Raw genomic sequence first — 14,171 nt, 5'->3', positions numbered from 1 at the left:
GCCTATAAACGCGCGCGTTCATCTTGCCGGGTCTGCGGGTCGGATCTTGGGGAACGAATGGCGGCTGAGTAAGTTAACTGAGCAAATATCGAAGGATATCCCGCATGACTTCCAAACTCGAACAGCTTCGCGCGATGACCACCGTTGTTGCCGATACCGGCGACATCGAGGCTGTTGCCCGTCTGAAGCCTGTCGATTGCACGACCAACCCGTCGATCGTCCTCAAGGCGCTGGGCACGGATGCGTTTGCCGATGCCTTCCAGGAAGCGATCACCTGGGGCAAGGCCAAGGGCGGCAAGGATGACGCCGTTGTCGGTGCCATCGCCGACCGTATGGCGATCTCCGTCGGTGCGGCACTCGCAGCGCTGGTGCCCGGCCGCGTCTCGACCGAAGTCGATGCCGACCTGTCGTTCGACACCAAGGCCTCGATCGACAAGGCGCATGGGATCATCGCCGGCTACAAGGAACGCGGCATCGAGAAGGATCGCATCCTGATCAAGCTCGCCTCCACCTGGGAAGGCATCCGGGCTGCCGAAGTTCTGCAGAAGGAAGGCATCGACTGCAACCTGACGCTGCTCTTCTCCAAGGCCCAGGCGATTGCCTGCGCCGAAGCCAAGGTCTTCCTGATCTCGCCCTTCGTCGGTCGTATCCTCGACTGGTACAAGAAGTCCACCGGCGAGAACTACACGTCGGAAACGGATCCGGGCGTGGTCTCGGTGCGCGCCATCTACGATTACTACAAGGCGAACGGCATCAACACGATCGTCATGGGCGCCTCGTTCCGCAATGCCGGCGAAATCGAAGCGCTGGCCGGTTGCGACCGGCTGACGATCAGCCCGCAGCTGCTCGACGAATTGAATGCGGCGGAAGGCAACCTGCCGCGCATGCTGTCGCCGGAAAAGGCCAAGGCCGAGCCGCTGGTCTCGCTCGACGAGAAGGCGTTCCGCTGGGCGATGAACGAGGATGCGATGGCGACCGAAAAGCTCGCCGAAGGCATTCGCGGCTTCGCCAAGGATCTCGGCACGCTGCGTGGCCAGATCGCCAAGGCACTGGCCGCCTAAGACGAGCAAAAAGCTCCCGACCCGAACCTCCCGAGAAGGCGCTGCGATCCACCCGCGGCGCCTTTTTCGTGTTGAGCTTCAGCCGATCGCGAGGGTCACAGTCTGCAAGGTCACGGTCTGTGCGGCCGGGGCGGGCGACCCGGATCGTTCGGGAGTGGGATCGGGATAATCGGCTGGATTTCCAGGCGCCGGTCATCATAAGGCATGAAACCGGCATCCTCGAGCAGGAAGCGGCCATCGACCCAGCCGGAAATGCGCGGTCGATCGACCGTTGCCACCCGACACCAGTATCCGCCCCGGCTTTCCCGGCAGCTCAGCCGTTCGATCGGCGAGCCCTCATCCAGCATGTGAATGACGCGGAAATTGGGGCCGGCGCCGGAATAGACGGCAAGTCTTGCGCCCGGCGGCAGGCCGCGCACATGCCAGAGATAGGTATCCATCATCTGACCGCCGCCAAGATCAGGCGCCGGGATCACCAGTGGTTCCTGAGCGCCCACAGGGGAGGCCTGGATCGTGCACAGGCCGATGAGCGATGCGGCGGCCGCGATGGCGATGCGGCGAGTCCTCGCTGCCTGGCGAATGCGGTTGCGCATATGGTACTCCCCGATGATTCCACTCGCATGATACGGGGCCGGCCGGCGCTGTGCCACCGGTTTGGCCGTTCAGGGTAAACGGATGGGCGATGGCCATTTCGTGTTGCCAGTGCCGGGACGCTCGCGCCTCGACCCTCGGGTCATCCCAAAATCCACACTCAGGGGGATGATTTTTGCAAATCCCCCAACGTTTTCAATAAAACGCACCCCATTTCATCCCCCTCGTTTTTCCATGTGCCATACTCCCCTCCGTTCCGCTTTCGGATACACCGGGGATTGCGAGCCCGGCGAAGCGGAACCGGCGCCGGAGGGCGCGGCTGTCGCTGGCCAGATCCTCCGGGCCGGATGCAACGGTCTCCCTCCGGTGGCGGGACGGTGGATGGCGAACACCTCGGATGGTTTGAGCCAGCCCCGATCCCAACGGCCATCGGGCGTGCCTCAGGGGCACACAAACAAGGCGCCGGACCCGGTCAAACGGGTCCGGTGACAAAGACGGCGGGAGCTGGGGTCGTAAATGACCCGCTCCCCGGGCGAGGGTCAGGTCGGGATGTGCGCACATCCGCCGGAAACCTGAAACCTCCCGGGCACCCGGCCAGGACGTCTCGATGAGATGTTCCGGACCTAAGCCCGGTTGACGACGAGACGTATGTTTCGCCGCGCAAAGCCGCCTTGCCAGAGAGACGCATGCAACCGGCAAAAATCGCTGAACGGGGCGCCGGAAGGAGCCATATAAATTATTCAACAGGTTGCTTCTGGCGCCCTGTCCGAGACTTGGAATGGAGTACAGGCATGACCATCCCCGGAGGAGGAATTCCGACCGGTGGTTTGGCGTGGGATTTTTGAAGGTTCTGATTTTACCCCGGTAGCGCGTTCAACGCTGCCGGCGGCTTGGGTGGCTGGATGGTCATCCTTGGGGCGTAACCCTCAATGCGCGATCATCACGTGGCGCACGGCGGTGTAATCCTCCAGCGCATAGACCGACATGTCCTTGCCGTAGCCCGATTGCTTCAAACCGCCATGCGGCATCTCGTTGCACAGCATGAAATGCGTGTTGATCCAGGTGCAGCCATAGCGCAGCTTGGCGGCGGTCTGCATGGCGCGGGAGATATCCTTGGTCCAGACGGAGGAGGCAAGGCCGTAGTCGCTGTCATTGGCCCAAGTCACGGCCTGATCGACATCCGAGAAGCGGGTGACGGAGACGACCGGGCCGAAGACCTCGCGCCGGACGATCTCGTCGTCCTGCAACGCGCCGGCAATCACCGTCGGGGCATAGAAGAAGCCCTTGTCGGAGCCGAGCTTGCCGCCGGTGACCACTTCCATGTGCTTGTGTTCGGAGGCGCGGGCGACGAAGCTCTCGACGCGGTCGCGCTGGCGCTTGGAGATCAGCGGGCCGATCTCGTTTTCGGTGTCATCGGCCTGGTTGTATTTCAGCGTCGAGACTGCGGAGGCAAGGTCGGCGACGAATTTCTCATAGACCTTGTCGGCGGCATAGATGCGGCAGGCAGCCGTGCAGTCCTGGCCGGCATTGTAATAGCCGAAGGTGCGGATCGCCGAGACCACGGCGTCGATATCGGCATCGTCATAGATGATGACAGGGGCTTTGCCGCCGAGTTCGAGATGGGTGCGCTTGACGGTCTTGGCGGCGGCCGCCAGCACCTTCTTGCCGGTGGCGATGTCGCCGGTGATCGAGACCATTGATACCTTCGGGTGGTTGATGATCGCGTTGCCGACGCTTTCGCCGCGGCCGAGCACGACATTGACCACACCTTCCGGCAGGATGTCGGCCATCAGTTTTGCCATTTTCAGCGCGGTCAGCGGCGTCTGTTCGGAGGGCTTGAAGACGACGGTGTTGCCGGCGGCAATGGCCGGGGCGAGCTTCCAGGCCATCATCATCAGCGGATAGTTCCACGGCGCGATCGAGCCGACGATGCCGATCGGGTCGCGGCGGATCATCGAGGTGAAGCCGGGCAGGTATTCGCCAGCGGCCGGCGCCTGCAGCGTGCGGATCGCACCGGCGAAGAAGCGGTAGCAGTCGACGATGGCGGGGATCTCGTCATTCAAGACGGCGTTGATCGGCTTGCCGCAATTCAGCGCTTCCAGCGTGGCAAAGCCGAGCGCGTCCTTTTCGACGGCATCGGCGATCGCCAGCAGATAGGCCGAGCGCTGGCCCGGCGTGGTGGTCGACCAGGACTGGAATGCCTTGTCGGCGGCGTCGACGGCGGCGTCGATCTGGCCAAGTGAAGCTTCTGCCAGGTCGAGGATCAGTTCGCCGGTCTTCGGATTGAGGATCTTTTCCTCGATCTCGGTGCCGGCTTCGAACTTCGAGCCGATCAGCATCTGGGTGTCCATGTCGTTCTCCCTCATTTTTGACGGTTATTTGCCACTGCCGGAGACCTGGTCGGTATCGCGGGTGAGATAAAAGGCGGCCAGGATCGGCAGGAATGTCACGATCACCACGACCAGGGCGACGACGTTGGTGACCGGTCGCTGGCGCGGGCGGATCAGTTCTTCCAGCATCCAGATCGGCAATGTCGATTGCTGGCCGCCGGTGAAGGTGGTGACGATGACCTCGTCGAAGGACAAGGCGAAGGCGAGCATGCCGCCGGCCAGAAGTGCCGTCGCGATGTTCGGCAGGATGATGTAGCGAAACGTCTGGAAACCGTCGGCACCGAGATCCATCGAGGCTTCGATCAGCGATCCGGAGGTGCGGCGGAAGCGGGCGACCGCGTTGTTGTAGACGACGACGACGCAGAACGTGCCGTGGCCGAGGATGATCGTCCACATCGAGAAGGGAATCTCGCCGAGCGAAAAGGCCGAGCGCAGGGCGATGCCGGTGATGATGCCGGGCAGCGCAATCGGCAGGATCACGAGCAGCGAGATCGCTTCGCGGCCGAAGAATTTCGTGCGAGCAACGGCAGCCGACGCAAGCGTGCCGAGAACCAGTGCGATCAGCGTTGCGATCGTGGCGACCTTGACCGAGAGCCACAGCGCTTCCCAGATGTCCGGACGGTTCCAGGCAACGGCGAACCACTTGGTGGTGAAGCCCGGCGGCGGCCACTGGAAGCTTTTTTCCTCGGTGGTGAAGGCATAGACGAAGATCAAGAGGATCGGCAGATGCAGGAAGGCGAGGCCGCCGGCTGCTGCGAATTTCAACGGCCAACCTGCCGCATTGGGACGATCAGAGCGCATCGAAGGCCCCCATGCGTTTGGCGATGGTCAGATAGATGCCCATGATGACGATCGGCACGACCGAGAAGGCGGCGGCAAGCGGGATATTGCCGGCCGTGCCCTGCTGGGCATAGACCGCCTGGCCGATGAACAGCCGCGACGAGCCGATGATCTGCGGGATGATGTAGTCGCCGAGCGTCAGCGAAAACGTGAAGATCGAGCCGGCGACGATGCCGGGCAGAGCCAGCGGAAACAGCACGTGACGGAAGGTCTGGCGCGGATCGGCGCCGAGATCGCCGGACGCCTCGATCAGGTTGCCGGGCACCCGTTCGAGTGCTGCCTGGGTCGGCAGGATCATGTAGGGCAGCCAGACATAGACGAAGACGATGAAGGTGCCGATATAGCTGATCGACAGGGAATTGCCGCCGATGACAGGCGTCGCCAACAGGCCGTCGAGCAGCCAGGTCAGGTGCAGTTGCTCGAAGATCCAGGTGAGGATGCCTTCCTTGGCGAGGATCAGTTTCCAGGCATAGATCTTGACCAGATAGCTCGACCAGAGCGGCAGCATGATGCCGAGATAGAAGATGGCCTTCCATTTTCCGGTCGCATAGCGGGCGGCATAATAGGCGATCGGGAAGGCGAGCAGAGCCGAGGCGAGCGTCACCGAGATGGCCATCAGCAGCGTGCGCAGGATGATGTCGAAATTCGACGGGATCAGCAGTTGCCTGTAGGTGGCGAGCGTGAACTCGTAGGAGATCAGGCCGGAGAAGTCGTCGATGGCGAAGAAGCTCTGCAGCAGAAGCGCGATCAGCGAGCCGACATAGATGATGCCGAGCCAGAGCAGGGGCGGCACCAGCATCAGCACCAGCAGCAGGTTGGGCCGCCGCCAGAACAGATCCGAGAGCCGCCCCGCCAGGCCGTTGCGGCCGGGAAGAATGGCGGTGGTAGAGGCGATGCTCATGCAAGGTCCTCCATGGTGTGCAGGTCGCCGGGCTGCCAGGTGATCCGGGTGGTTTCGCCGGGATTGGGCACAGGCTGGCCGGCCGGGACCATGACGGACAGCGGCAGGCTGCCGACGTCGATGAAGAGACGGGTGGCGCTGCCGAGGAAACTCTTCGAGCGCACCGTCGCGGGGATGCCGCCCTCGCTCGCCAGGCGGATGGCTTCGGGCCTGAGGCTCGTCCATTTTGCGGCACCGCCAAGCTTGGCCATGTCGGCCGGGGCAATGACATTCGAGGAGCCGACGAAATCGGCAACAAAGCGGGTGCGCGGCCGGTTGTAGATGTCTTCCGGCGTGCCGGCCTGGACGATCCTGCCGTCGTTGAAGACCGCGACGCGGTCGGCCATCGACAGGGCCTCGCCCTGGTCATGGGTGACGAAGACGAAAGTGATGCCGAGCGCGCGCTGCAGGCTCTTCAGTTCCTCCTGCATCTGCTCGCGCAGCTTCAAGTCCAGCGCGCCGAGCGGCTCGTCGAGCAGCAGGACCTTGGGCTTGTTGACCAAGGCGCGTGCCAGCGCCACGCGCTGGCGCTGGCCGCCGGACAACTGGCCGGGCTTGCGGGCGCCGTATCCGGGAAGCTTGACCAGTTCGAGCGCCTTTTCGGCTTCGCGCAGGCGCTCGGCCTTGGCCACGCCCTTGACCATCAAGCCGTAGGCGACGTTGTCGAGAATGCTCAGATGCGGGAAGAGGGCATAGTCCTGAAAGACGGTGTTGACGTTGCGGCGATAGGGCGGCACGCCGCCGGCCTTTTCGCCGAAGATCTCGATCTCGCCACTGGTCGGCTGTTCGAAGCCGGCGATCAGGCGCAGGCAGGTGGTCTTGCCCGAACCCGACGGCCCGAGCATGGCGAAAAATTCGCCGGGCTCGATGGTCAGGTCGACCGCGTCGACGGCTTTGACGGTGCCGAAATGGCGCGACACCTTCGTGAAGGAAACGGCAGCGGTCATGGGGACTCCGGTTTTCGCAAACGCCCCTCATCCGCCTGCCGGCACCTTCTCCCCGCAGGCGGGGAGAAGGACGAGCCTCAGCCGGCCCTTATTGTCGGGCTGGATGCTATCGGACGGTGTTTTCGGGGCACGTCCCCTCTCCCCGTTCACGGGGAGAGGGCTAGGGTGAGGGGCAAAAGTCCCCTCGACGTTGATCAGCGGCCGCCGATCACGCCGATATAGTCGGAGACCCAGCGGTGGTAGGGCACGCATTCGCCGGTGCTGCACTTCGAGGTCGGGGTGCGCCAGAACTTGATCTTGTCGAAGTTCTCGTAACCGTTGGTCTTGCAGCCCTCGTCACCATAGAGCGCATTGCCCTTGCAGGCGGCGGGGACGGAAGGCACCGTGCCGAACCAGGCGGAGACGTCGCCCTGGACCTTCTGCGACAGCGAATGCTCCATCCACATATAGGCGCAGTTCGGATGTTCGCTGTCGGCATGCAGCATGGTGGTGTCGGCCCAGCCGGTGACGCCTTCCTCGGGGAAGGTCGAGGCGATCTTGGCGCCTTCGGCCTTCATCAGGTTGACCTGGAACGGCCAGGAACCGGAGGCGACGACACCTTCGTTCTTGAAGTCGTCGATCTGGATCATCGCGTCGTGCCAGTAGCGGCCGACGAGCGTGCGCTGGACACGGAGCAGGTCGAGGGCGGCCTTGTACTGGTCCTCGTTCAGTTCGTAGGGGTCCTTGATGCCGAGTTCCGGCTTGTGCTTCATCAGATAGAGGGCAGCGTCCGCGACATAGATCGGGCCGTCATAGGCCTGGACACGCCCCTTGTTCGACTTGCCGTCGGGCAGGGTCTGCTCTTCGAAGACGACGTTCCAGCTCGTCGGCGCCTGATCCTTGAAGGCGTCGGTATTGTACATCAGGACGTTGGCGCCCCAGACATAGGGCGTGCCGTAATGCACGTCATTGACCGTGTGCCAGGGCGCGTTCTGCAGGCGCTCGTCGATGGTGTTCCACGACGGGATCAGCGCCGTGTTGATCGGCTGGACGCGCTTGCCGGCAACGAGGCGCAGCGACGCATCACCCGAAGCGGTGACGAGGTCGAAGCCGCCTTCGTTCATCAGGGCGACCATTTCGTCGGAGGTGGCGGCGGTCTTGACGGTGACCATGCAGCCGGTCTTCTTTTCGAACTCGGTGACCCAGTCGTAATTCTTGTCGGTTTCGCCGCGCTCGATGTAACCAGCCCAGGCAACGATCGAGAGGGCGCCTTCGCCGGCACCGAGCGCCTGCAGCGGCTCTTGGGCGATGGCGGCGGTAGTCATACTCAGGACGGAGGCAAGGACGGTGCAGGACTTCAGAATGGACTTCATCGCGAGGTCTCCCGGTTTTTGAGGGGCCGCATTTTCACGGCGTTTTGTTCCCGGTTCGAAAGGTGCAGCGAAAAATCAGCATTCGCAAATTCATTCGTCAGAATGGCGGTATCGGTTTTTCCGATATCGGGCGGAGATTGCCCCTCATCCCCCTGCCGGGACCTTCTCCCCGCAAGCGGGGCGAAGGGGCAGAGCGGCAACGCCATCGGCCTTCTCCCCGTTTACGGGGAGAAGGTGGCGGCAGCCGGATGAGGGGGAACCGTGTTTGCAAAACCTCAGCGTGGTGTCCGTCCACTTCGCATCGCCTCAGCAATGCCAACGAAATCCCGCGCCGCCTGGGGCAGACTGGAGCCCTTGCGCCAGACCATGCCAACCTGGACGACGGGAAGTGCACCGGAGACATCGCGGCTTTCGATGCGGTCGCCTTCCAGCGACCAGGGCCGGTAGACGAGATCGGGCAGAAGCGCCACGCCGGCGCCGGTGGCGACCAGGCTGCGCACGGCTTCGACGGAGCGGGTGCGGAAGGCGACATGCGGGCGGGCGCCCAGCGCCGACAGAAGCTTGCCGGTGTTTTCCTCGATTTCATCCACCGTCAGCATGATCAGCGGTTCCTTGGTGATATCGGCGATCGAGATGATGTCGGCCGAGACCAGCGGATGGCCAATCGGCAGCCAGAGGCGATAGGGGGAAGTCTCGAGGATTTCGGCCTGCAGCGCCAGCCGGTCGCGCAGGTTGGAGATGACCATGACGGCGACATCGAGTTCGCCGCCGACCAGCAGGTGTTCGAGATAGGAGCCATTGTCCTCGATCGCCGAGACCTCGACGCCGGGGCAGGCGCGGCGGTAACGGGCGAGCAGGTCGGACAGCACATAGCCGGCGACCAGCGAGGTAACGCCGATGTTGAGCGTGCCGCCGGTATTGTTCTTGGTTTCGGCGAAAGAATTGCGGGCATCGGAGACGGTCGCCAGGATCTTGGTTGCGTGGCGCAGGAACTGGTGGCCGTTATAGGTGATCGACAGGCCGCGCGGGTGGCGCTCGAACAGTTCGACGCCAAGATCGCCTTCCAACTCCTTGATCGCCTCGGTGACGGAAGACTGGGAAATCGACAGGTTCTGGGCGGCACGGGTGACCGAGCCCTGCTCTGCGACGGCGACAAAATACTGCAACTGACGAATGGTGAAGGCCATGCCGACTATACAGCATGGAGATGAGGCTTCGAACAAGGGGCGCAAGCAGTTGTCAGGTTGCATGGCAGCCATGAATTTCTGGACTAGGCAAACGGCTTCAGGGGTGTAGGATCGACCCGCCGCGCCGTTGGTTCGTGCACGGGTATCCCGTTTCATTTCCCCAAGCATTCGTATCTCATCATGAAATCGACGCCGCTCGGCTATACCTTTGCCTTTCTCGCCTTTTCCGTCTTCGCCATTCAGGACGGCATCTCAAAACACCTGGGAGGGAGCTATTCGCCGGTCCAGGTCGCGATGGTGCGCTACTGGGCCTTTGTCGCCTTCGCCCTGTTCCTGGCCAGCCGCGCACCGGGGGGACTGTCGGCTGCGGTGGCGACCAAGCGGCCGCTCCTGCAGGTGCTGCGCGGCCTCATCCTGTTTTCGCAGATCCTGATCTCGATCGTCGCGTTTACGAAGGTTGGACTGGCACAAAGCCAGGCGATCTTTGCCGCGGGTCCGATTTTCGTTGCGCTGCTCTCGATGCCGATCCTGGGCGAGAAGGTCGGCTGGCGCCGCTGGACGGCGATCGTCTTTGGCCTGGTCGGGGTGGTGATCATGCTGTCGCCCACGGCGGGCGGCTTCAATACGTATATCTGGCTGCCGTTGATCTGCGCCGTGCTTGGCGCGGTCTACGGCATCGCGACGCGTCTGGTCAGCCGTGACGACCAGCCATCGACCAGCTTCTTCTATCTGGCGATCGTCGGTTTCATCGGCGCGAGCCTGCTCGGTCCGTTCTTCTGGGTGCCATTTTCGGCAACAGACTGGGCCTGGATGGGTGGGCTCTGCTGCACCGGCATTGTCGGGCATTTCGCCCTGATCCGGGCCTATGAGAACCTCGATGCAGTGATCGTCCAGCCGATTTCCTATTGGCAATTGGTGATCGGTGCCGTGATCGCCATTACCGTCTTCGGCGAAGTCCTGCGCTGGAATACAGTGGTGGGTGCTGCCATCGTCGTCGGCGCCGGCTTGTTTACCGTCTGGCGCGAATGGGTGGTCTCGCGCCGTGTCCGCCGGGCCGAAGAAGAGGCGCGAGTCTGAGCGCTCGTTTCCGCGCAGAAACCGCTGCGCCTTCTTGCCGGAGCCTCCCTACAGCGTTGCCTGTGTCCGTCGGTTGCGAAAGGCGCCGATGATGAAGACAAGCACGAACATCGAGCTCATCACCAGGACGATGGTCGGTGCCGGCGCGCTGTCGAGGAAAAAGCTCAGATAGATGCCGATCAGCGATGCCAGAACGGCGACAGAGACGGCGGCGACCAGCATCGACTGGAAGCGCCTTGTGATCAGGAAGGCGATGGCGCCGGGTGTCACCAGCATGGCCACCGAGAGAATGATGCCGACTGCCTTCAGGGCGCCGACGACGACCAGCGACAGAACCGCCAACTGGCCATAGTGCAAAAGCCGCACCGACAGGCCGATGGCGCGGGCGTGCTGCGGATCGAAGGCATGGGCGAGCAGATCCTTGCGCAGCAGTACGAGGAAGGCGGTGGCCGCCAGTGCGATCAGGCCGGTTTCGAGCAGGTCGGACGGCAGAATGCCGAGCATGTCGCCGAACAGGATATGGTCGAGATGCACGCTGCTCTCGACATTGACGTAAAGCACGAGCCCCAGACCAAACATGCCGGAAAAGACGATGCCGAGCACCGTGTCTTCCTTGATGCGGCTGTTTTCCTTGACGTAACCGGTCATCAGCGCGCAGGCGAGGCCGGCGATGAAGGCGCCGATCGCCAAGGGGATGCCGGCGATATAGGCGATGACGATGCCGGGCAACACGGCATGGGAGACCGCATCGCCCATCAGCGACCAGCCTTTCAGCACGAGGAAGCAGGAGAGCAAGGCCATGGGGATTGCGATCATCAGCGTGATGACGAAGGCCGTCTGCATGAAAGGCAGCTGGAAGGGCAGGATCAGCAGTTCGAGGGTCTCGGTCATGCGACTGGCTCCAGTGTCCGGGGTCCCTCTGCAAGGGGTTCCAGCGCAAGTTTGGCACGACGGCGAGCGGCAAACAGGCCGTGCTTGGGGGCAAACAGGAAGGCCGCGACGAAGATCAGCGATTGCAGCACGACGATGACGCCGCCGGTTGCGCCATCAAGGAAGTAGCTCAGGTATGCGCCGATGAAACTGGTGCCGGCGCCGATGGCGAGCGCCATCAGGATCAGCCGCTGGAAGCGATCGGTCAGCAGATAGGCGGTGGCGCCCGGGGTGACGACCATGGCGATGACGAGGAATGCGCCGACGGTCTGCATGGCGGCAACGGTCGAGGCGGCGAGCAGGGTGAAGAAGATCACCTTCAGACGATCCGGTTTCAGGCCGATGGACCGGGCGTGGTTTTCGTCGAAGAAGGCGACCATCAGGTCCTTCCACTTCAGCGCCAGGATCACGAGGCTGATGCCGCCGATCAGGACAAGCTGCAGCGTGTCGGCCGGGGTGATGGCGAGGATATTGCCGAGCACGATGGTCTTGATGTCGATCGAGACGGGCGAGATCGACACCATGAACAGGCCGAGGCCGAAGAAGGAGGTGAAGATCAGGCCGATGATCGCATCTTCCTTGAGCTTGGTGCGCTGGTTGAGGAAGAGGATGGCGAGCGCTGCCAGACCGCCGGAGAGAAAGGCGCCGAAGGCAAAGGGCAGGCCGAGCATATAGGCGCCGGCGACGCCCGGCACGATGGCATGCGAGAGCGCATCGCCGATCAGCGACCAGCCCTTGAGCATGAGATAGGCCGACAGGAAGCCGCAGACGCCACCGACGAGGGCGCTGACGAAGATCGCATTGCGCATGTAGTCATAGGTGAAAGGCTCAAGCAGGACGGTCATCATCAGCCTTTTCCAGAACGTCTGCCGGCTCAAGCGCAGGTGCCGGTGATTTTGCCGCCGGGGCAGTGGCAGGCGCGCCGTAGATGACGAAGGGGCGCTCGTCGTCGGTGATCACCTTGACCTCGCGGCCGTCGGCATCGTCGTGCAGGTCGGGGCCGGAGAGGACAAAATGGCGCAGGGCGCCGCCGAAGGCTGACTTGAGATTGTCCTCTGTGAAGGTTTCCGCCGTCGTGCCGGCGGCCAGAACCGTGCCCTTGACGAAAATGGTGCGGTCGCAGAAGTCGGGCACGCTTCCGAGATTGTGGGTCGAGACGAGCATGACGCGGCCTTCGGCGCGCAGGTCGCGCATCAGGGTGATGATCTGCTCTTCGGTGGTGACGTCGACGCCGGTAAACGGCTCGTCGAGCAGGATCACCTGGCCTTCCTGGGCGAGAGCACGGGCAAGGAAGACACGCTTGCGCTGGCCGCCGGACAGTTCGCCGATCTGGCGCTTGCGATAGTCGCCCATGCCGACGCGCGCCAATGCCTCGTCAACCAGGCGGCGGTCGTTCTTCGAGGGGATGCGGAGGAAATTCATGTGGCCATAGCGGCCCATCATCACCACGTCCTCGACCAGAACCGGGAAGTTCCAGTCGACCTCTTCGGCCTGGGGCACATAGGCGATCAGGTTTTTGGCCAGCGCATCATGCACGCTCATGCCGAGGACCCGGATCTGGCCGCCGGCGACCGGCACGAAGCCCATGATTGCCTTGAACAGGGTGGATTTTCCGGCGCCGTTGACGCCGACAAGTGCGGTGATCGTGCCGGTGGGGATGGCGAAGCTTGCATGGCGCAGGGCCGTGTGGCCGTTGCGATAGGTGACGGTGACGTCTTCGGCGACAATGCCCTGGACGCCGGCGAATTCAGGCGCCTGCACCGGTGCCTGCCCTGGAGCGTGAACGGTTTTCAGGCTGGACTGGCGCGATCTGGCCTGGCGCTGGCTTGAACCCATGATCATCCTTCAAGTCCCTTGGCAATGGTCGAGACGGTGACCTTGAGGAGATCGATATAGGTCGGAACCGGGCCGTCCTCGGTGCTGAGCGAATCCACGTAGAGCACACCGCCGTAGTTCACCCCGGTTTCGGCCGCGACCTGCTTGGCCGGCTTGTCGGATACGGTGCTTTCGGAAAAGACGACGCGGATCTTGTTTTCGGTCACCGCATCGATCACGGCCTTGACCTGCTGCGGGGTGCCCTGACTGTCGGCATTGATCGGCCAGAGATAGAGTTCCTTCAGGCCAAGATCGCGGGCGAGATAGGAGAAGGCGCCTTCGCTCGTCACCAGCCAGCGCTCGTTTTCGGGCAGGGCTGCGATCTGCGCCTTCATCGGCGCGATCTCCGCCTTGATCTTGTCCGAATAGGCGGCGGCATTGGCGGCATAGACGGCGGCATTGTCGGGGTCGATCCCGGTCAGTGCCTTGCGGATGTTCTCGACATAGATCAGCGCATTGTCGGGCGACATCCAGGCATGCGGATTGGGCTTGCCGTCATAGGCACCGCCGGCAATGCTCATCGGCGCCACGCCGTCGCTGACCACGACATTGGGCACATCGCCGAGATTGGCGAGGAATTTTTCAAACCAGGTTTCGAGATTGAGACCGTTCCACAGGACGAGATTGGCGTCGCTGGCTTTCAGGATGTCGCGCGGCGTCGGCTGATAGCCGTGGATCTCGGCACCGGGTTTGGTGATGCTTTCGACGGTGGCTGCGTCGCCGGCGACATTGCGGGCGATGTCGGCGATCACGGTGAATGTGGTGACGACCTTGGGCTTTTCGGCGGCGAAGGCCGGGAGCGGCAGAAGGGTCAGCGCCGCGAGCAGCGAACTTCCGACGAGGCAGGCTAGTCTTGGCAGCATCCACGATCTCCACTTCTTGCGAATAATTCTCATTAAAACCTATAGCGCAAATCTGCTTTGTCAATGCATTTGCAACTCATTCGCAAAAAGAAGCCACTCTTGGCGGGAAACTCCTTCC

General features: G+C 62.8%; 14 protein-coding genes. 2 read left to right on the top strand and 12 right to left on the bottom strand.

Features of this window, described 5'->3' with window-relative positions; translation table 11 throughout:
- Nucleotides 1-104: 104 nt before the first annotated feature.
- Entirely contained in the window at nucleotides 105-1,061 is a 957-nt protein-coding gene (gene tal / locus LQ231_RS17750) for a transaldolase (RefSeq protein WP_113142250.1), read from the top strand.
- A 110-nt stretch (nucleotides 1,062-1,171) separates the two neighbouring features.
- On the opposite strand, the gene LQ231_RS17745 is transcribed toward tal, so the two are convergent.
- The 8 genes from LQ231_RS17745 to LQ231_RS17710 all read right to left on the bottom strand — a co-directional run bounded on the left by LQ231_RS17745 (nucleotide 1,172) and on the right by LQ231_RS17710 (nucleotide 9,308).
- Nucleotides 1,172-1,654, bottom strand: coding sequence for an SH3 domain-containing protein (locus LQ231_RS17745; RefSeq protein ID WP_230172608.1), 483 nt, complete (start codon nucleotides 1,652-1,654; stop codon nucleotides 1,172-1,174).
- Nucleotides 1,655-2,578: 924 nt separating this feature from the next.
- Nucleotides 2,579-4,003: a gamma-aminobutyraldehyde dehydrogenase gene (locus tag LQ231_RS17740; RefSeq protein WP_230172605.1), complete on the bottom strand. Its 1,425-nt coding sequence runs from the start codon at nucleotides 4,001-4,003 to the stop codon at nucleotides 2,579-2,581.
- Between the two features lie 24 nt (nucleotides 4,004-4,027).
- Nucleotides 4,028-4,843, bottom strand: a complete 816-nt coding sequence (locus tag LQ231_RS17735; protein WP_230172603.1) for an ABC transporter permease — start codon at nucleotides 4,841-4,843, stop codon at nucleotides 4,028-4,030.
- Complete coding sequence (locus tag LQ231_RS17730; RefSeq protein WP_230172602.1) at nucleotides 4,833-5,783, bottom strand: ABC transporter permease; 951 nt, start codon at nucleotides 5,781-5,783, stop codon at nucleotides 4,833-4,835. Before LQ231_RS17730 ends, LQ231_RS17735 begins: the two co-directional genes overlap by 11 nt.
- Nucleotides 5,780-6,769 carry an ABC transporter ATP-binding protein gene (locus LQ231_RS17725; RefSeq protein WP_230172601.1) on the bottom strand — a complete coding sequence of 330 codons (990 nt, stop codon included), beginning with the start codon at nucleotides 6,767-6,769 and terminating at the stop codon, nucleotides 5,780-5,782. The genes LQ231_RS17730 and LQ231_RS17725 overlap by 4 nt, the downstream gene beginning before the upstream one ends.
- 194 nt (nucleotides 6,770-6,963) lie before the next feature.
- A complete protein-coding gene (locus LQ231_RS17720; RefSeq protein ID WP_230172597.1) occupies nucleotides 6,964-8,121 on the bottom strand; it encodes an ABC transporter substrate-binding protein in 1,158 nt (385 codons plus the stop codon).
- Complete coding sequence (locus LQ231_RS17715) at nucleotides 8,118-8,327, bottom strand: hypothetical protein (RefSeq protein WP_230172593.1); 210 nt, start codon at nucleotides 8,325-8,327, stop codon at nucleotides 8,118-8,120. Before LQ231_RS17715 ends, LQ231_RS17720 begins: the two co-directional genes overlap by 4 nt.
- Nucleotides 8,328-8,396: 69 nt before the next feature.
- A complete protein-coding gene (locus LQ231_RS17710; RefSeq protein WP_230172591.1) occupies nucleotides 8,397-9,308 on the bottom strand; it encodes a LysR family transcriptional regulator in 912 nt (303 codons plus the stop codon).
- Nucleotides 9,309-9,488: 180 nt separating this feature from the next.
- On the opposite strand from LQ231_RS17710, the gene LQ231_RS17705 reads away from it, so the two are divergent.
- Nucleotides 9,489-10,385, top strand: coding sequence for a DMT family transporter (locus LQ231_RS17705; protein WP_230172590.1), 897 nt, complete (start codon nucleotides 9,489-9,491; stop codon nucleotides 10,383-10,385).
- 48 nt (nucleotides 10,386-10,433) lie between these two features.
- Here LQ231_RS17705 and LQ231_RS17700 read toward each other — a convergent pair whose 3' ends face one another.
- The 4 genes from LQ231_RS17700 to LQ231_RS17685 are packed head-to-tail and all read right to left on the bottom strand — an operon-like array spanning nucleotide 10,434 to nucleotide 14,053.
- Entirely contained in the window at nucleotides 10,434-11,276 is an 843-nt protein-coding gene (locus LQ231_RS17700; protein WP_230172588.1) for a metal ABC transporter permease, read from the bottom strand.
- A complete protein-coding gene (locus LQ231_RS17695) occupies nucleotides 11,273-12,163 on the bottom strand; it encodes a metal ABC transporter permease (RefSeq protein WP_290371369.1) in 891 nt (296 codons plus the stop codon). Before LQ231_RS17695 ends, LQ231_RS17700 begins: the two co-directional genes overlap by 4 nt.
- Entirely contained in the window at nucleotides 12,144-13,151 is a 1,008-nt protein-coding gene (locus LQ231_RS17690; RefSeq protein ID WP_230173401.1) for a manganese/iron ABC transporter ATP-binding protein, read from the bottom strand. Before LQ231_RS17690 ends, LQ231_RS17695 begins: the two co-directional genes overlap by 20 nt.
- A 2-nt stretch (nucleotides 13,152-13,153) precedes the next feature.
- Nucleotides 13,154-14,053 carry a metal ABC transporter substrate-binding protein gene (locus tag LQ231_RS17685; protein ID WP_230172585.1) on the bottom strand — a complete coding sequence of 300 codons (900 nt, stop codon included), beginning with the start codon at nucleotides 14,051-14,053 and terminating at the stop codon, nucleotides 13,154-13,156.
- Between the last annotated feature and the right edge of the window lie 118 nt (nucleotides 14,054-14,171).

This window comes from Rhizobium sp. CECT 9324, from assembly GCF_918741265.1.
Classification (GTDB): Bacteria; Pseudomonadota; Alphaproteobacteria; order Rhizobiales; family Rhizobiaceae; genus Allorhizobium.
Note: the sequence above shows the minus strand (reverse complement) of the source record. Positions and strands in the feature narration are given on the sequence as shown.